This window comes from Anaeromicrobium sediminis (genome assembly GCF_002270055.1).
In the GTDB taxonomy this organism is placed as follows: Bacteria; Bacillota; Clostridia; order Peptostreptococcales; family Thermotaleaceae; genus Anaeromicrobium; species Anaeromicrobium sediminis.
This window is the reverse complement of the sequence record NZ_NIBG01000008.1, coordinates 1-19,595: the sequence shown is the minus strand read 5'-3', so window position 1 is coordinate 19,595 and position 19,595 is coordinate 1. Positions and strand designations below refer to the sequence as shown.

The window sequence follows — 19,595 nt, the reverse complement described above, 5'->3', positions numbered from 1 at the left end:
ATTCCTCCTATTATTTTTTATTGATTAATGAAGCTAATTTATTTCCAGTAGACTGAATGATTTGCACTAATAATATTAAAACTATAATAGTTGACCACATTATATCTACTCTAAATCGTTGATAACCATATCTAATGGCTAAGTCACCGAGACCACCACCACCAATGGCCCCTGCCATGGCTGAATAACCCACAATATTAATTAAAGTAATGGTAATACCTAAAACTAGGGATGGGGTAGCTTCTGGAATTAGTACTTGTGTTATAATTTTCATTGGTGTAGCGCCCATGGCTAGGGAGGCTTCTATAACTCCCCATTGGATTTCCCTTATGGAGCTTTCAACTACTCTAGCATAAAAGGGTGTGGCAGCTATTACTAGGGGAACTATGGCAGCCTTAGTACCTAGAGTTGTTCCTACTACAAACCTTGTAAATGGAATTATAAATACCATTAATATGATAAAGGGTAGGGAGCGGGTAATGTTAATAATCCATGAAAGGATTCTATTAACACTTTTGTTAGGTAATATATGATTTTCATCAGTTACTACTAGGGTAATTCCCAGGGGTAAACCTAATAGGATGGTCAGGAGTGTGGATAATCCTACCATAAATAGGGTTTCATTTAAGGATGGTATTATTAAGGACAATATATTATTCACTTTTCATCACCTCTGTCTTTATATGATTTGATTCTAAATATTCAATTATCTTTTCTAATAAAGTTTTTGCCACATCTAATCCAATTGTAAGCTTTCCTATAGGTGTGTTTTGTACATATTCTATCTTTCCACTAATAATATTCACATCTATGTTAAACTCTCTAGATATTCTAGATATTATAGGTTCACTTACACTCTTTTCTGTATAGGATAAACTAATAATATTACCATGGAGCATATTTTCAGGAATCACTTGATTATCTTCCACAAAGTGCTTTGTAGACTTGTTACCAGGTTTAGAGAAAATATCTATGGTATTACCTTCTTCGATAACTCTTCCTCCTTCTAATATGGCCACCTTATTACATATTTCTTTTATTACTTCCATCTCATGGGTTATTATGACTATGGTAATGCCTAGTTTTTTATTAATGTCCTTTAGTAGAGACAATATTTGATGAGTTGTTTTAGGATCAAGGGCCGATGTGGCTTCATCACATAATAATACATCTGGATCATTAGCTAAAGCCCTGGCAATACCAACCCTTTGTTTTTGCCCACCACTTAATTGACTAGGATAGGAATTGGATTTATCAGATAGTTCTACTAAGTCTAGAAGTTCTTTTACTTTTTTGTTTATTTTATCTTCAGGTGTTTTAATTAATCTAAGGGGAAAGGCCACATTTTCAAATACAGTTTTACTACTTAGTAAATTAAAGTTTTGAAATATCATGCCTATTTTTTTTCTCATTTCCCTAAGTTCTTTGTTAGCCAGAGACACAATATCTGTATTATTAATAATCACACTACCACTAGTAGGTTCCTCAAGGCGGTTTATACATCTAACTAAAGAGGATTTTCCAGCACCACTTAATCCTATAATTCCGTATATGTCTCTATTGCATATTTGCAAATTTATATTTTTAAGGGCATCTACTTTCACATTACCCTTTACGTAAGTTTTAGATAATTCTTTTATTATGATCATGAAGTTCACTCCTAGAAATTATTTGGTTAACTGTATAAAATTCCATTAAAAAGTCATACTACGTATGATTCGTTATGGAACCCTACGGTTCCCTTCGACGATTACTATCGTAATCTGAACACCCTCCTTTAAAGAGGTAGGGGAATTCTTCCCCCATACCCCTTACTTTTTTAGTTACTTATAACTTTGAAAAGTTATAGGTAACTAAAAAAGCCTCTTTCATTAAATGAAAGAGGCTACAGCATACAAGACTGACGCATCTCTCATCTTCCTATATCACTAGATATAGTAGGAATTGGCACCGTTGCTCTTGCGAGCCGGTTGCCGGGCGTCATAGGGCCAGTCCCTCAGCCACTCTTGATAAGAGTAAAATGTATTAATTTTTCTGAATTGATTTAAAATAAAGTATAATGGGTAAATTAATAATTGTCAACAAAAAGTTTTTAAAAAATTATTCTATAAATAAAGGAAAAGGGCACTAAGTATAGAAGTATAAATATATCTAGCAGTTTTAATTTTTCTAGGACATGAGGTAGCTTAAAAGGGCGAAAATTTACAAAATAGGATTTGCTAGTTGCCCTCAAAAAAAATTAAATTGAGGTGATAATGGAATGACATATGATTCAAAATTAAAAAGCGAATTTATAGATGAATTATTTGATGCATTTATGTTACTTGAAAGCAAGGAAGAATATTATAGGTTTTTTGAAGATATATGTACTATAAAAGAAATTCAATCTCTTGCTCAAAGGCTTAAGGTGGCGAAGCTTTTAAGAGAGAAGAAAACTTATAATGAAATTGAAGAAATAACTGGAACGAGTACGGCTACTATAAGCAGAATAAATAGATGCTTAAGCTATGGGGCAGACGGATATAATTTAGTATTAGATAGATTAGAAAAAAAAGAAGGCTAAGCCTTCTTTTTTAGTTGCTACTTATTTTTTTAATTACCACTCATTTTTTTAGATTTGTTCATACAAGCTAACATGCCTTCTATGACGCTTGATCTAAAGCCTTCTTTTTCTAAGGTTGATACGGCTTCTATAGTAGTACCTCCAGGGGAACATACCATATCTTTTAATCTACCTGGGTGCATACCCGTTTCTAAGACCATTTTAGCTGAACCTAAAACACTTTGTGCTGCAAATTTGTATGCATTATCCCTGCTCATACCACCTAAAACGGCAGCATCAGCCATGGCTTCAATGAACATGAATACATAGGCAGGAGAAGAACCGCTAACACCTATAACTGCATCTATTAGATTTTCTTTAACTACTTCAGCCTTACCAAAGCTTTCAAAGATGGCTTTTATCATATCTAATTCTTCCTGTGATATGTTTTTATTAGGACATAGGGCACTCATACCTTCGCTTACTAGGGCCGGCGTATTTGGCATAGTACGAACTATTTTATAATCATGACCAAGTAGGCTTTCCATATGATTTAAGCTCACACCAGCAGCTATGGTGACTAATAGTTTATCCTTAGTTAAACTATTCTTAATCCCTTTAATTACTAAATCATAAATATTAGGTTTTACAGCTAATACAATTATATCTGAATTATTTACTAATTCTACAGAATCAGTAGTTATGTTAATGCCTAAAGCTGTTTTTATACTCTCTAATTTCTTTTCATCTAAATCAGATACCATAATATTTTCAGCCTTAATTAAGCCAGATTTTATTATTCCGCCAATCATGGCTCCACCCATATTACCACAACCGATAAATCCTATTTTTTTATTCATAAGTATCTCCTCCTTAGAAAGATTGTTCAGTTCTTCCTATGATTTCATCTTGTAACTCTTTACTTAAATTATGGAAATGATCTGAATATCCTGCTACTCTCACTATTAAATCCTTATAGTCATCAGGATTTTTTTGTGCATCAATCAGGATTTTTTTATCCATTACATTAAATTGTATATGATGTCCGTCCATTTTAAAATAACTTCTTACTAATGCAGACATATTTTCAAGACCTTCATCATCCTTAACTACAGATGGAGTGAACTTTTGGTTAAGTAAAGTTCCACCAGTTCTTAGGTGATCCATCTTAGAAGCAGATTTTATAACGGCAGTAGGTCCTAATCTATCAGCACCCTTAGCTGGAGAAATACCCTCAGATACAGGTTTATTAGCAAGTCTTCCATTAGGAGATGCCATCATTACAGAACCAAAATAAACATGACAAGTGGTAGGTAGCATATCTATTCTATATTTTCCACCCTTCATATTAGGCCTATCTGTTACTTCATCATAAAAGGCATTAAAGGCTTTTAACATTAATGAATCTGCATAATCATCATCATTTCCGTACTTTGGAGTTTTATTAATAACCATATTCCTAATGTGCTCATATCCTTGGAAATTATTTTTTATAGCCTCTAATAATTCATCCATATTAAACTTATTTTCGTCAAATACATTATATTTAATTGCAGATAAGCAGTCTGTAATAGTACCTATACCAACTCCCTGAATGTAGTTAGTATTATATCTAGCACCACCTGCATTATAATCTTTTCCATTAGAAATACAGTCACTAATTACAGTAGAGATGAATGGGGCAGGCATAAACTCTGCATATAAGTTTTCTATTATATTATTACCCTTTACCTTAATATCTACAAAATGCTTTAATTGAATTTTAAAAGCTTCAAACAATTCATCAAAGGACTTAAAGGAAGATGCCTCACCAGTTGTAGGTCCTAGTTGTTTTCCAGATACATGATCATAACCGTTAAATAGGGTGATTTCGAAAATTTTAGGTATATTTAAATATCCTGTTAATATATAAGCTTCCTTACCATAGGCTCCCGTTTCAACGCAACCACTAGTTCCACCTTCACGAGCATCTTCTATGGATTTTCCAGAATTTAACAACTCTTGTATAATGGCTTCCGTATTGTAAAAGGCAGGTTGACCCCATCCTCGTCTAGAAATTTCGCAAGCTCTCTTTAAGAACTTATGGGGAGTTTTTTTACTAATTTGGACGTTAGAACTAGGTTGTAATAATCTCATTTCATCCATAGTATCTAATATTAAATAACTTACATCATTTACTCCATCAAAGCCATCCTTAGTTATTCCACCTGTATTTATGTTGGCAAAATCTGTATAAGTGGCACTTTCTTTTAATGTTATCCCCACTTTTGGTGGAGCTGGTTGATTGTTAAATTTAACCCATAAACATTCTAATAATTCGCGAGCAGAATCACTGTCCAATATGCCATTTTCCACATCATTTTCATAGAAAGGGTTAAGATGTTGATCTAGTCTACCAGGACTAAAGGCATCCCAAATATTTAATTCTGTAGTTATTCCCACATGGACAAACCAGTACATTTGAATGGCTTGATGATAAGTCTCTGGTTTATGGGCCGGAACCACTTCACAATTTTTAGCTATAGTTAAAAGTTCATCTCTTCTTTTTTCATCTGTCTCTTTACTTGCTAACTCTTTAGCATATTCACTATAACGTTTACCGTAAATCATAATGGCATCACAACAGATTTTCATAGCTTCTAACTGATGGGATTTAGATAAAGCTTCCTTGTCATTCATAAAATCTAATTTGCTTATGGACTCATCTATATCCTTTTTAAAATCTATAAAACCTCTTTCATAAATTTTACCGTCCCCAACCGTATGACCAGGGGCACGTTGCTCCATGAATTCTGTAAAAATACCACTAGTGTAACAATCTATCCACTCAGGGAATATGTTTTCAAATATTTTATGTCTAATAGATCTCTTTTCCCAGAAAGGGATTATTTCTTCCTCTTGTATCTTTTTAGTATCTTCATCTACTTTAAATGAAATATGTTTTCTAGAATCCATAACGTGAAAATCTTCTAATGTATGGCAGCAAAGCTCTGGAAATGTGGGAGTACCTTGTAATGAAGGTCCCTTTTCTCCTACTATTAACTCTCCTTCATGGATACATAAAGTCCTATTCTCCATGAAATATTTAAAAGACAAGGCCCTTAATATGGGTGTAGACACAGTTCCCTCATATTTTTTATAAGCCTCTGTATAAAGTTTTGCTCTTTCAATAGATATAAAAGGGGATGTGGAAGTACTTTCCTTTCTCAAGCTTTTTACCCTTTCATTTATTCCTCTTTCCATAAAATTAACCTCCTATCTTCACATTAAAATCATTTTTTTCAAATATACTTTTTATATAATTTAAATCTTCTTCACTAGGAGCTTTTAAATTTTTTTCGTAGTCCATTTTTAATCTTTCATATTTATGATTTCCCGTATTATGGTAGGGAAGAAGATTTACTTTCTTTAGATTAAGCCTTTTTAATAGGTGTATAATTTTTTCAATATTATCTGTATCTGTGTTTATATCTTCTATAAGGGGAATTCTAATATTGATATTAGCCTTATCATTTGCTAATTTTTCTAAATTGGATAATACTAAGTTATTATCCACTAGAGTATGTTTTTGGTGTATAAGAGGGTCCATGATTTTTATATCGTATAAAAATAAATCCACATAATCTAGGATTTTTTCAAAGGACTCATAATTTACATGGCCACAAGTATCAATGGCTACGGATATACCCTTGGATTTACATCTTTTAACTAAATCTGTCACAAAATCTACTTGGGTCATAACTTCACCACCAGATAAGGTAACACCACCACCAGATTCATCATAAAAGATTTTGTCCTTTTCTATTTCTTTCATTAGTTCAGATACTGTATACTGGGTACCAATTATTTCTCTAGTGTTATTAATACAATAATCTATGCATTTACCACATAAACTACATAAATGAGAATCCAGGTGAATAAATTCATCCTTTAAGGTTAGAGCATTTTTGGAACAGGCTTTTACACATGATCCACATAAATTACATTTTTCACTATTGTACATCATTTCAGGTATATAACTTTGTGTCTCTGGATTGTGACACCAACTACATTTCATAGAACAGCCCTTGAAAAATATGGTAGTTCGTATACCTGGGCCATCGTGAATAGAGCATTTTTGAATATTAGTAATTAATCCTCTTTTCATAATAAAATTACTCCTTAAAATTAAAATATTAAATAAAATATATTGGTTAAAAAAGTTTACGGTTGTAAAAAAATGTTGATGGAAGTAAAACGATGAAATTCTACAAAAATTACTATATAAGTTACTAAATACAAACTTTGCACTTCTTGTTATAAATATAACATATCTATATGCTAAAAATCTATATAAATTTATAATTATAAAAAAAATTTACAATGGTGAATAAAATGTGTAAAAATGCCATCTTGATTTATAGTAGAATTTTATTTATAATAAAAGTCAAAGAAAGTCAAAAAACTAGAATAAATATATATAAATAGAAAAAAATAATATGTAGATAGAGAATTCAATTATTCAAAAGGGGAGATTAGATTGGAATATAAAGATTATTATAAAATATTAGGAGTGGATAAGGGATCATCTCAGAGTGATATAAAAAGTGCCTATAGAAAATTAGCAAAAAAATATCATCCCGATGCAAATCCAGATAATAAAAAAGCAGAAGAAAAATTTAAATCCATAAATGAAGCCTACGAAGTATTAGGTGATGAAGAAAAGAGGAAAAAATATGACCAATTTGGAAGTGGGTATAATTTCCAAAATGGTATGAATTTTGACCCTTCTCAGTTTGGATTTGGGGGATTTGGACATTCTGGTGGTGGAGCTAATGGTGATTTTAGTGATTTCTTCAATATGGTATTTGGCAACGATGGATTTGATTTAGGATCCATGTTTGGTAGAGGGGGTACTCGTAGAGGTCCAGCTAAAGGTCAAGATATAGAAGCAGAAATAAGTGTCTCCATTAAAGAAGCCTATGAAGGAGCAAAAAAGACTATTAACTTGAAAACTCAACAGGGAAATAAAAGTCTTTCTATAAAAATACCAAAGGGCATATTGCCAGGAAAGAAAATAAAATTAAAGGGACAAGGACATGGAGGCATGGGTGGCCCTAATGGAGATTTATATTTAAAAATCAACTTTGAAAAGAATTCTTCATTAGAATTAGACGGGCTAAATATATATACAAGGGTGGATTTAACCCCATGGGAAGCAGCTCTTGGATGTGAAACCATAGTAGAGACATTAGATGGGAAAATTAAAGTAAAAATTCCACCTAGTATTCAGCCAGATGGAAAAATTAAAATACCTAAAAAGGGATATAAGGACAGAACTGGAAATGCGGGAGACTTATATATAAAAACTAGAATTGTTAACCCTAAAAACCTTACGGAAGAAGAAAAAAATCTATATGAAAAACTAAAGGATATATCTAAATTTAATCCGAGAAGTTAGGAGGTATATGTATGGATTTTGAAAAATTTACACAAAAGGCACAAGGTGCTATATCGAGGATGCAACAAATTGCTACTAAAAATAATCAACAACAAATAGATGCAGCTCATCTTCACTTTAGTTTAATAACTGATGAAGATGGCCTTATACCTAAATTAGTAGATTTTATGGGGGAGAATAAAGACTTCTTAATTAAGGACGTAAGTGAATTAGTAGATAAAATTCCTGCGGTTCATGGAAATGGAGCTAATTCTTCTTATTTAACTAGAGAACTAAATAAGGTACTTATTGAATCTCAAAATATAGCTAAGAAATTCAAGGATGAATATGTAGGTGTGGAACACATGTATTTGGCCTTAATGAACAATAAGAATATACCATCTAAAAATATATTTAAAAAATACAATATAAATAGAGAGAGATTTTTAGAGGCTTTAAACAAAGTAAGGGGAAATCAAAGAATCACATCCCAAAATCCTGAAGATACCTATAATGTATTAGAAAAATACGGTAGAGATTTAGTGGAACTAGCAAGAAAGGGAAAGATAGATCCAGTAATAGGTAGGGACAGTGAGATAAGGCATGTGGTAAGAATATTAGCTAGAAGGACTAAAAATAATCCCGTATTAATTGGAGAACCAGGAGTAGGAAAAACTGCCATAGCAGAGGGATTAGCCCAGAGGATTGTAAATAAGGACGTGCCAGAAGGTCTAAGGAATAAATCTATATTTGCCCTAGATATGGGTGCTTTAATTGCAGGGGCCAAGTTTAGGGGAGAATTTGAAGAAAGATTAAAAGCCGTATTAAACGAAATACAAAAGTCTGAAGGAAGGATAATTCTATTTATAGATGAAATCCACAACATTGTGGGAGCCGGAAAGACAGAAGGTGCCATGGATGCGGGTAATTTACTAAAACCTATGCTTGCTCGTGGAGAATTACATTGTATAGGGGCTACTACCCTAGACGAATATAGAAAATATATTGAAAAGGATGCTGCGCTAGAAAGACGTTTCCAAAAGGTAATGGTAAATCCTCCTAATGTGGAAGATACTATTTCCATACTAAGGGGTATTAAGGAGAAGTTTGAGATTCATCATGGTGTAAGAATTACTGATAATGCCATAATAGGGGCAGCAACCTTATCAGATAGATATATAACAGATAGATTCCTACCAGATAAGGCCATTGATTTAATGGATGAGGCAGCTGCCATGATAAGAACTGAAATAGACAGTATGCCTGCAGAATTAGATGAGATAAGTAGAAGAATAATGCAATTGGAAATTGAGAAGGAAGCCTTAAAAAGGGAAAATGATAAGTTATCCCAAAAGAGATTAGAAACATTAAAAGAGGAATTGGCAAATTTAAATGACAGGGCTAATTCTATGAAAGTCCAGTGGGAACTAGAAAAAAGTAGTATTGAAAATATAAACAAAATTAAGCAAGAAATAGATGAAACAAAATATGAAATAGAAAGGGCAGAAAGAAATTATGACTTAAATACTTTGGCCATGTTAAAGCATGGAAGACTTCCTGAATTAATGAAAAAACTAGAGGAAGAAAAGACAAGACAGGAAAATAAAGAAAAGAACCTACTGAGAGAAGAAGTTACAGAGGAACAAATAGCAGAAGTAGTTTCAAAATGGACGGGAATTCCCATTTCAAAGCTAGTAGAAAGTGAGAAGCAAAAACTACTGAAACTAGAAAGTATTCTCCATAAGAGAGTAATTGGTCAAGATGAGGCTGTAGAGGCTGTAAGTGACGCTGTAATAAGGGCTAGAGCTGGCCTTAAGGATTTAAATAAGCCCATAGGATCTTTCATATTCTTAGGACCTACTGGAGTGGGGAAAACTGAGCTTGCTAAAACCCTATGCCAAGCCTTATTTGATAGTGACAACAATATGATTAGAATAGATATGTCTGAGTATATGGAAAAACATGCTGTATCAAGGCTTGTAGGTGCACCTCCAGGATATGTGGGATATGAAGAAGGTGGCCAGTTAACAGAAGCTGTTAGGAGAAAACCCTATTCTGTAATTCTCTTTGATGAAATAGAAAAGGCCCATCCAGATGTATTTAATATATTGTTACAATTATTGGATGATGGAAGACTTACTGATTCTCAAGGTAGAACAGTAGACTTTAAAAATACAGTTATAATAATGACTTCTAATATAGGAAGTAATTTCATATTAGAAGGAATAGAAAATGGAGAAATAAGTGACTCTGCCAAAGAACAAATGGATATGGCAATGAAGAGAGATTTCCGTCCAGAGTTTTTAAATCGTGTAGATGAAATAGTAACATTCAAACCCCTAAGCTTAGAAGAAGTAATTAAGATAATAGAGCTGAGTCTTGAAGATATTCAAAGGAGATTAGATGATAGAAATATTAAATTAGCTCTAACGGATGAAGGAAAGAAGCATATAGGTGAAAATGCTTACTCACCTATATATGGTGCAAGACCTGTTAAACGATATTTACAAAAATATGTGGAAACAGAATTAGGCAAGAAAATTATTAAGGGTGACATAAAGGAAGAAGATGAAGTTATAATTCATGCTAAAGATAATAACCTAATTATAAAAGCCAAAGAGTAAAATCTTTGGCTTTTATAATTTATTCTTTAGGCACATAAAAATATTGTGCAAACCACAAAACTATAATAAAGCCAAAAATATTGAGCACGTAAGAGTTTAGTCCATTCCACTTATGATGGTGGAAATAGTTAAGGTGAATCATTAGGAATTCTATAATAAGGAAAATTAGTGAGGCTAATAGTATATATGGGGATTGCCATCTTTTTCGTAAGGGTAAAAAATATACAAGAAATACACCTCCTGCAAAACCACTAAGTAAATAAAGGGTAGGTAATCCTCCCAATATTGGGTTTGGAAAACTATATGAAAATGCTCCAAGTCTAATTAGGGTACTATCTATTAAATAGAGTATAACCATTGAAATTAATCCAATAGGTAATAAATATTTAAATTTATTTAAAGGAATTAAAAATAATACAATAGCATAAGCTATAGCGCAAAAAACAAACCATCCCAAGAATAGCCCTCCCATATAAGTATTTAGTTATACAGTATTATTCCAATAAAATAGGTTAAATATTAATGGATTTCCTTTAATATCCGTATAGCATTTACAAAAATAGCAAAAAATTAAGTAGGAAGTGAAAAAGTATAGACTGCACAGAAAGGATGGATTATAATATGTTATATTTAGACATGTTAAAGGACGATCCCTATCTATTAGATAATAAATATACTGTAGTTAAAAAAACTATTAAATTAAGAGCCTTTAAGACAAATGAAGAAATTAAGATACTTACTATTGAAGGGAATTTGATGGTGCCTAAAGGGCATTATGTTGTGGTAGGCATATTTGGAGAACTTTATCCTTCAGCTCCTGAGCATTTTGAAAGAAAGCATGATTTAGTAGATGATAAGGTTTCTGATATAGATAGTGTAATAGGAACTTATAAATATGAACATGAAAAGGATGCTGATTGTGTAGACTTTTCTAAGGAAGACATATTAAACTGGAATGTATATAGGGTTAAATACATGGAATTAATAGGAGTAGAGGCCCAAGAAGACGTTCTTATAGATTGCTATATGGGCAAGCAATATGGTAAGAAAGGCGACTTTATAATAATTAATAATAAAGATTATTTTTATATTTGCAATAGGCATGTATTTGATCATACATATGATATTCTTAAAAGAGTAGAAAAATTAAACTAAAAATAAGTACATGTAAAATTTTCAGTTCATGAACATATAAAAGCTCCTGGATCATCAGGAGTTTTTATATTTGAAATTTAAATAGTATTTCTCCATATTTTAAAATAAAATCCAAATAAAGGATTAGTCACAAAAAAGAGGGAAATTCCAAAAAATGTAGAATTTTTAAATCTAAGGACAGAAAAAGCTATTTTAAGGGGAGACAAGGAATCTATGGAGAAGAAAACCTTAAAAAAATCGATGAAAATATTAATTGGAATTTTATTTGGATTAATTTTAGTAACAAATTTTATATGTATTAAAAGTAATTTAGAAGTGGATAGCCATGACTTCATAATAGAAGGGACATTTTTTATTGTTAGTGTAATTTGTTTTCTTATTTCTTTAGAATCTAAAATAACATATTTAAGTATAGGATGGGCCCTTTTTGCCATTTCAACATTAAATGATGCCCTTGATGAACTTAAATTTATTTCATTTCCAGAATGGCAAGATATTATATTTGAGGAAATTTTCCTAGGATTAGGAATAATATTTATTGCATATGGGTTTTCAAAGGCCATTGAAGAAAAGACAAAACTTTTAGAAAAGTTAAAATATGTTGCCTTTCATGACTGCTTAACAGATCTACCAAATAGGAGATTTGTGAAAGAACATTTAACATTAGTTGTTGAAGAAGCCCTTAGAAAAAACAGTAAAATGGGAATATTATTTATTGATTTAGATAAATTCAAATTAATAAATGACACACTAGGCCACTATTGGGGCGATGATCTTTTAAAGAGTGTTGCTGGTACGCTAAAAGAAATTATTAAAAAAGAGGATACCATTGGCCGATTAGGTGGAGATGAGTTTATAATAATTGTGCAGAATATTGAGGAAATAGAATCTATTGCTAAAGATATTATAAATATTTTTAAAGGTCCATTTATAGTAAGAGAAAGGGAAATACATGTTACTTGTAGTATTGGGATTTCAATACTTTCTCATGATGCAGGTGATGGAGAAGTATTATTCAAAAATGCAGACATTGCAATGTATAAAGCAAAAGAAATGGGACGAAATAATTATAAAATATATAATAGTACAATGGATGAAGAAATAAGGAAAAAGATTAAAATTGAAGGAGAGATTAGGAAGGCACTGAAGGATAGAGAGTTTTTTCTTCACTACCAACCTAAGGTTAACGTTAGAACGGGAAAAATTACGGGATTAGAGGCATTGGTAAGATGGAATCACCCTAAACTTGGACTAATTTATCCAAATTATTTCATACCAATAGCTGAAGAAACGGGTCTTATTAAAGAAATAGATGAGCATGTATTAGAATTGGCTTGTTTACAAATTAGAAAGTGGATAGATATGGATTTAGAGCCAATAAGTATTGCTGTAAATATTTCTGCCGAATCATTTAATGAAAGTAAGTTTATGGATAAATTAGAGTTCATATTAATGAATACAGCCATTGATCCATCATTTATAAACATAGAAATTACTGAAACTGCAGCTATGGAAAATATAGAATATGCCCATAATATTATGGAAGAATTAAAGAAAAAGAAAATATCCTTGTCCATGGACGACTTTGGTAAAGGATATTCATCCTTAAGTTATTTGAAAATATTCCCAATAGATGTATTAAAGATTGACAAATTGTTTGTCGATGGTATAGGTGTAGATAAAAGGGATGAATCTTTAATTAAAGCAGTTGTAACAATGGCAAAAGAATTGGGGATAAAAATTGTATCTGAAGGAGTTGAAACTGTAGAACAGTTAGAATTTTTAAATAAAATTGGCTGCCATGAATATCAAGGCTATTTATTTAGTAAGCCAGTTACTATTGAAGAAATTGAACATATGATGTGTGAATCAGGTGACTTTAGGATTAAAAGTAAATCAGTTTAAATAATTATGGAGTTTAGGTCATGAAATTATAAAATAATAAAGTGGCCTAAACCCTATGCAGAGCTACTATTAATAATAAGTAATATGAAATGTAAAAAAATATAAAAAATATATTGACTATTTTGAAACATAGTGTTAAGATAGTTAACAATAAATTGAAAATTCGTAAAAGTAATGCGGAAGAGAAAAATACGATAACTTTAATTACAGAGAGCTAATGAGAGCTGAGAGTTAGCATTAAAGGCGTATATAATAATCACTTCCAAACTGCCAAACTGAAATGAAAAGAGTAAGTGAGGCCGGAATTCTATTTGTGTAGGAGTGCCACCGTTATATGGCTAGGGTTAATTTTGACCTGATGAGGTAAGTTATGTGAATAACTTATGAAATAGGGTGGTATCATGAGAAGTCTCTCATCCCTAAGATACAAGTGTATTGTGTCTTGGGGATGAGAGATTTTTTTAAAATTTCTTAAAATAAGAATGGTTTACTAAAATAGCCATTCTTAAAACAAATAATAAGAATATTCGAAAGATTTTGAAAAGGGGACGATTCGTATGGCAAAAATGTATTATGAAAAAGATGGAAATTTAGAAATGTTTAAGGGGAAAAAGGTTGCTATTATAGGATTTGGAAGTCAAGGTCATGCCCATGCCCTAAACTTAAAAGAAAGTGGAGTAGATGTGGTAGTAGGCCTTTATGAAGGAAGTAAATCATGGAAGGTAGCAGAAGAAGCTGGACTTGAGGTAATGGATACAAAGGATGCTGCTGGAGTTGCTAATGTGGTTATGATTTTAGTTCCAGATGAAAAGCAAAAGGCTTTATATGAAGAAAGCATAAAACCTTACTTAAATGAAGGAGATGCCCTTGCATTTGCCCATGGATTCAATATTCACTTTACTCAAATTGTACCTCCTGCTAATGTGGATGTATTCATGGTTGCACCAAAGGGACCTGGACATTTAGTAAGAAGGGTTTATGAAGAAGGTAAAGGAGTTCCTGCATTATTTGCTGTATATCAAGATTACACAGGAAATGCTCGGGAAGTGGCATTAGCTTATGCTAAAGGTGTAGGAGCAGCAAGAGCAGGAGTACTAGAGACTACTTTTAAAGAGGAAACTGAAACAGATTTATTTGGAGAACAGGCAGTTCTTTGTGGCGGTGCTACGGAACTTGTTAAGGCGGGATTTGATACTTTAGTAGAAGCTGGATACCAACCAGAAATTGCATACTTTGAATGCTTACATGAACTTAAACTTATAGTTGATTTATTATACGAAGGTGGATTTGAAAAAATGCGCTACAGTGTAAGTGATACTGCTGAGTATGGAGATTACATGATTGGAAGAAGAATTGTTACAGAAGAAACTAGAAAAGAAATGAAGAAGGTTTTATCAGAAATCCAAAGGGGTGAATTTGCTAAGAATTGGATTACTGAAAATATGGCTAATAGACCAGTATTCAATGCTGTTAAGAGACAAGAATTAGAACACCCTATTGTAGAAGTAGGAAAAGAGTTAAGAAGTATGATGTCTTGGTTAAAAAAATAGAATTTTACTTATTAAGGACGGTTATTAACTAACCGTCCTTATCTATATAGATAAACCATGTCCAATCTAAATGTATATGAACTTACTTCGGTCATGTGGATAAAAAATATTTTATAAGGTAAGTCACTATCAGACTATATAGTGTAAATCTTATAATTACTATAGAAAGTTCATAATTGTTTACAGTAAAGTGTATACTGATGTTCCACCTTCTAAAAATTTTTCATCCACAATCCCTTGTAAGTAGCTAGACTTTATTGAACTGAAATAAGTTTACACACCTTTAGTTCGGTTATAATTTATCTAAGTACATATATAGAAGAGAATATTAGTAACGAAATTGAACCTATGAAAATATAATGATAATTATACTAGAAAAAGTGTTATAAATATTGACAAATTGGGGAAATTAAAATAATATTAATAGTATCATGAATTTATAAAAATTAAAAAATTATCTATGATGAGGAATAGTAGAAATTAAATCTTTTTACAGAGAGGAAACGATTGGTGTGAAGTTTCTAAAAGAAGGTTTTGAACCAGCCTCGGAGATCTGTGCCGGAATAAGGCCACAGCGGAGAAAACCGTTATCTCATAAAAGTGGATTTAGCCTATTTTCTAGCTAAATCAAACAGGGTGGTACCGCCAGTTGAATCTTGGTCCCTTTTGGGGATGCAGGGTTTTTTTTATATTAAAAAACAAATCATGAATTACATATATAAATGAAAGGAAGGGATATTCATGTCAAAGGATAAAAAGTTTGTAGAAGCCATTACTGATATGGACGTAGATTTTCCAAGATGGTATACGGATGTAGTTAAGAAGGCAGAATTAGTTGATTATTCTAGTGTAAGAGGATGTATGGTTATAAGACCTTATGGTTATGCAATATGGGAGAACATTCAAAGTAACCTAGATAAAATGTTTAAAGAAACAGGTCACGAAAATGTATATATGCCTATGTTTATTCCAGAGAGCTTATTACAAAAGGAAGCTGATCATATAGAAGGATTTGCACCAGAAGTTGCTTGGGTAACTCACGGAGGAAGTGAAGAACTAGGAGAAAGATTATGTGTTAGACCAACATCTGAGACTTTATTTGCTGAGCACTACTCAAAGATCGTAAACTCATATAAGGACCTACCAAAGTTATACAATCAATGGTGTTCTGTTGTAAGATGGGAAAAGACTACTAGACCTTTCTTAAGAACATTAGAGTTCTTATGGCAAGAAGGCCATACTGCCCATAGAACTGCAGAAGATGCTCAAGAAGAGACTCTAAGAATGCTTGACGTTTATGGAAGACTATGTGAAGAATACTTAGCTATTCCTGTTATAAAGGGAAGAAAAACTGAAAAAGAAAAGTTCGCAGGTGCTGAAGCTACTTATACTATCGAAAGTTTAATGCATGATGGAAAGGCACTTCAATGTGGTACTTCTCACTACTTTGGAGATGGATTTGCAAAGGCATTTGATATTCAATTTACTGATAGTGATGGTAAAATGAAGCATGTACACCAAACTTCTTGGGGAGTTACTACAAGATTAATAGGAGCTATCATAATGGTTCATGGAGACAATAGTGGACTTATGTTGCCACCAAAGATTGCACCTAAGCAATTAGTAATCATTCCAGTAGCACAACATAAAGAAGGTGTACTTGAAAAAGCTAATGAACTAAAGGAAAGACTATCTAAGGAATTCAGAGTACAATTAGACGATAGTGATAAGAAACCTGGTTGGAAGTATAGTGAATACGAAATGAAGGGTGTTCCACTAAGAGTTGAAATTGGACCTAAAGATATAGAGAAGAATCAAGCTGTATTAGTTAGAAGAGACACTAGAGAGAAGGTATTCGTATCTTTAGATGAATTAGAAGCTAAGATTACAGAGACACTAGATTCTATTCAAAATGACATGTTAGAGGCAGCAAGAACTAGACAAACAGAAAAAACTAGTGTAGCTACTGACTATGATACATTCAAGGAAACTGTAGCTAATAGGCCAGGATTTATTAAGGCTATGTGGTGTGAAGATAGAGCTTGTGAAGAGAAAATTAAAGAAGATACAGGAGCATCTTCTAGATGTATGCCATTCCACGATCAAGAACCAATTGCAGATACTTGTATATGCTGTGAAAAGCCAGCTAAGAAATTAGTTTACTGGGGAAGAGCATATTAATTTTAAATATGAAATCTCACTTATGTAAAATCATAAGTGAGATTTTTTTTGTAAATAATATAATTTAATGATATTATGAAATTAAGATTATTCTTAAGGGTAAGGGATTAGAATTTAATATATGAACCTAATGAAGAAGTAATATTTCTAGTTGAAATCCTAGTATAAGGGGTGGGTTTCGTGGGAGTGACAAATTTGTTTTTTGACATAAGAAAAATAATGAACAAAAATTTCTTAAAGGTCAATTACAATTGCACTATTAAGAGCGTTTTTGGATTAATGGTAGAGATGGATGTGGAAGAAGCATTTATGATAGATGAGAAAAGTAATTTAATAGGTATAATAACTACTAAAGATGTGGAAAAACTAATAAGAAGAAAAGTAGATTTAAACGAAAGAATATATAAGTACGCAAAGAAGAAGGTATACTCTATTAAAGGAAATCTATCTGTTAAGGATGCTAGAAATTTTATGATGACAAAAGGAATAGGAAGAGTACCAGTGATTGAGAATAATAAAATAACAGGTGTTTTAACTAACAATAACATAAGAGATAATTTTTATCTTGAGCTAGAAAAAATGTTTGAACTTAATAACAAAATAATAGATAACCTACACGAGGCCGTATGTATATGTGATGATGCAGGAACCGTGAAAGTGTGGAATAAAAGTGCTGAAAAGTTATATGGAGTAACAAAGGATGAGATAGTAGGTAGGTACTTAGGCGATATATTCCCTAATGCTCTAATATTCCATGCAATAAAAGAAAAAAAGCCATTAGAGAATAGAATACATTCTCCAAAGGAAGGGAAAACAGTTATATTAAGTGCCATTCCAATTTATAACAATGGTAAATTAATTGCAGTGGCATCTTCTGACAGGGATATAACAGAGGTAACGGCCCTTTCAGAAGAATTGAAAAAGACTAAGGAAAAGATGAAACTGTTACAAAAGGAATATGAAAGGGAGATTGCATCCAATTATAGTTTTTCTACTATTATTGGATCAAATCAAAAGATAATAGAATGTATACAGTTGGCTCAAAAGGTGTCTCAAACTTCTGCAAGTGTATTAATAACAGGGGAAAGTGGAACGGGAAAGGAAGTCTTTGCTAAGGCCATCCATAAGGCTAGTGGAAGAAGTGGACATTTTGTGGCTATCAATTGTAGTGCCATACCTGCTCACTTACTAGAAAGTGAATTGTTTGGATATGATAAGGGTGCCTTTACTGGAGCTGTGAATACGGGGAAGATTGGTAAATTTGAATTTGCAAATAATGGAACCCTATTTTTAGATGAAATAGGTGATATGCCTCTAGAAATGCAAGTGAAGATTCTTAGGGTTTTACAAGACGGTATAGTATATAGACTAGGAAGTTCAAAAGGCATAGTTACCAATACTAGGATAATAGCAGCTACAAATAAGGATCTTAAAAAATTAATATTAGAAGATAAATTTAGAGAAGATCTATATTATAGATTAGCCGTAGTTCAATTAGAATTACCATCCCTAAGGGAAAGGAAAGAAGACATAGTACCTTTAGCTAACTATTTTATAAAACAGATAGTGGAAAAAGAAGAAATAGAACTAAAAGAAATAGAAGATGAGGTTTATAGTATATTAAAGGGTTATGAATGGAAGGGTAACATTAGAGAACTGAAAAATGTTATTGAACGAATGATAATTCTTTGCGATAAGGGATACATAACTAAGGAATTCATTCCAAAATATATTGTGGAAGCTTCCGTAATGGCAGAAGAAGAAAATGAGTATGATTTAGAAAAGGCAGTAAGAAATATGGAGGAGCGAATAATTCGTGACGTAATGCACATGTCAGGGGGAAATAAATTAAAGGCTGCTAAGATTTTAAATATTAAAAGAAGCACCCTTTATTATAAGCTAAAGCTCTATAATATAAAATAATCAGACTTTTATAACAACGTCGAATTTCCGACAGTTGTGTCAAGAAATTGACACAACTGTTTTTTTTTATGGTTAATCACTGTAATCACAAGTCTTATTAAAACATACCTAAGAATAGTGTTAAAAATAAAAGTGTCAAAAAACTGACATTTTTTATTTTCATATATAGTGGTAATTGCCCTAAAGAAAGTTAATAAATAAACAAAATACCATAATTTTTTTATGGAATAAATGGCTTGTTTATGGGAATTATGATTATGTAATAAAAAATGTTTGTTATAAATTTATTTAAATTT

General features: G+C 31.9%; 13 protein-coding genes, 1 riboswitch and 1 other annotated feature. Of the genes, 8 read left to right on the top strand and 5 right to left on the bottom strand.

Annotated elements, in window-relative coordinates; all coding sequences use genetic code 11:
* Positions 1-10: 10 nt before the first annotated feature.
* Together CCE28_RS10345 and CCE28_RS10340 are read right to left on the bottom strand one after the other, a co-directional pair.
* Positions 11-661, bottom strand: coding sequence for a methionine ABC transporter permease (locus tag CCE28_RS10345; RefSeq protein WP_095133636.1), 651 nt, complete (start codon positions 659-661; stop codon positions 11-13).
* Positions 654-1,649 (bottom strand): methionine ABC transporter ATP-binding protein, encoded by a 996-nt coding sequence (locus tag CCE28_RS10340; protein WP_095133635.1) that lies wholly within the window; start codon positions 1,647-1,649, stop codon positions 654-656. Before CCE28_RS10340 ends, CCE28_RS10345 begins: the two co-directional genes overlap by 8 nt.
* A 260-nt stretch (positions 1,650-1,909) precedes the next feature.
* Positions 1,910-2,016, bottom strand: a riboswitch (SAM riboswitch).
* Between the two features lie 244 nt (positions 2,017-2,260).
* Between CCE28_RS10340 and CCE28_RS10335 the strand changes: the two genes are divergently transcribed.
* On the top strand, positions 2,261-2,563 hold the full coding sequence (locus CCE28_RS10335; RefSeq protein ID WP_095133634.1) for a YerC/YecD family TrpR-related protein: 303 nt from the start codon (positions 2,261-2,263) through the stop codon (positions 2,561-2,563).
* 29 nt (positions 2,564-2,592) lie between these two features.
* Here the strand turns inward: CCE28_RS10335 and proC are convergent, their stop codons facing one another.
* From proC to CCE28_RS10320, 3 genes are read right to left on the bottom strand one after another with little or no spacing between them, the layout of a single operon-like run.
* Positions 2,593-3,402, bottom strand: coding sequence for a pyrroline-5-carboxylate reductase (proC, locus tag CCE28_RS10330; RefSeq protein WP_095133633.1), 810 nt, complete (start codon positions 3,400-3,402; stop codon positions 2,593-2,595).
* A 13-nt stretch (positions 3,403-3,415) separates the two neighbouring features.
* Complete coding sequence (gene hypD, locus CCE28_RS10325; protein ID WP_095133632.1) at positions 3,416-5,785, bottom strand: trans-4-hydroxy-L-proline dehydratase; 2,370 nt, start codon at positions 5,783-5,785, stop codon at positions 3,416-3,418.
* Positions 5,786-5,789: 4 nt separating this feature from the next.
* Positions 5,790-6,689, bottom strand: coding sequence for a trans-4-hydroxy-L-proline dehydratase activase (locus tag CCE28_RS10320; RefSeq protein WP_095133631.1), 900 nt, complete (start codon positions 6,687-6,689; stop codon positions 5,790-5,792).
* A 372-nt stretch (positions 6,690-7,061) separates the two neighbouring features.
* Between CCE28_RS10320 and CCE28_RS10315 the strand changes: the two genes are divergently transcribed.
* The 7 genes from CCE28_RS10315 (at position 7,062) to prdR (ending at position 19,299) form a co-directional block, all read left to right on the top strand.
* Positions 7,062-7,982 (top strand): DnaJ C-terminal domain-containing protein, encoded by a 921-nt coding sequence (locus CCE28_RS10315; RefSeq protein ID WP_095133629.1) that lies wholly within the window; start codon positions 7,062-7,064, stop codon positions 7,980-7,982.
* A gap of 11 nt (positions 7,983-7,993) precedes the next feature.
* Positions 7,994-10,585 (top strand): ATP-dependent chaperone ClpB, encoded by a 2,592-nt coding sequence (gene clpB, locus CCE28_RS10310; RefSeq protein ID WP_095133627.1) that lies wholly within the window; start codon positions 7,994-7,996, stop codon positions 10,583-10,585.
* A gap of 621 nt (positions 10,586-11,206) precedes the next feature.
* Positions 11,207-11,740, top strand: a complete 534-nt coding sequence (locus CCE28_RS10300; protein WP_095133625.1) for a hypothetical protein — start codon at positions 11,207-11,209, stop codon at positions 11,738-11,740.
* Between the two features lie 213 nt (positions 11,741-11,953).
* Entirely contained in the window at positions 11,954-13,645 is a 1,692-nt protein-coding gene (locus CCE28_RS10295; RefSeq protein ID WP_095133624.1) for a putative bifunctional diguanylate cyclase/phosphodiesterase, read from the top strand.
* 557 nt (positions 13,646-14,202) lie between these two features.
* Positions 14,203-15,195 carry a ketol-acid reductoisomerase gene (ilvC, locus tag CCE28_RS10290; RefSeq protein WP_095133622.1) on the top strand — a complete coding sequence of 331 codons (993 nt, stop codon included), beginning with the start codon at positions 14,203-14,205 and terminating at the stop codon, positions 15,193-15,195.
* A 451-nt stretch (positions 15,196-15,646) separates the two neighbouring features.
* Positions 15,647-15,863 (top strand) — a binding site (T-box leader).
* Between the two features lie 73 nt (positions 15,864-15,936).
* Complete coding sequence (gene proS, locus CCE28_RS10285; RefSeq protein WP_095133620.1) at positions 15,937-17,376, top strand: proline--tRNA ligase; 1,440 nt, start codon at positions 15,937-15,939, stop codon at positions 17,374-17,376.
* Positions 17,377-17,556: 180 nt separating this feature from the next.
* Entirely contained in the window at positions 17,557-19,299 is a 1,743-nt protein-coding gene (gene prdR, locus CCE28_RS10280; protein WP_242972960.1) for a sigma-54 dependent transcriptional regulator PrdR, read from the top strand.
* The last annotated feature ends 296 nt before the right edge of the window (positions 19,300-19,595 follow it).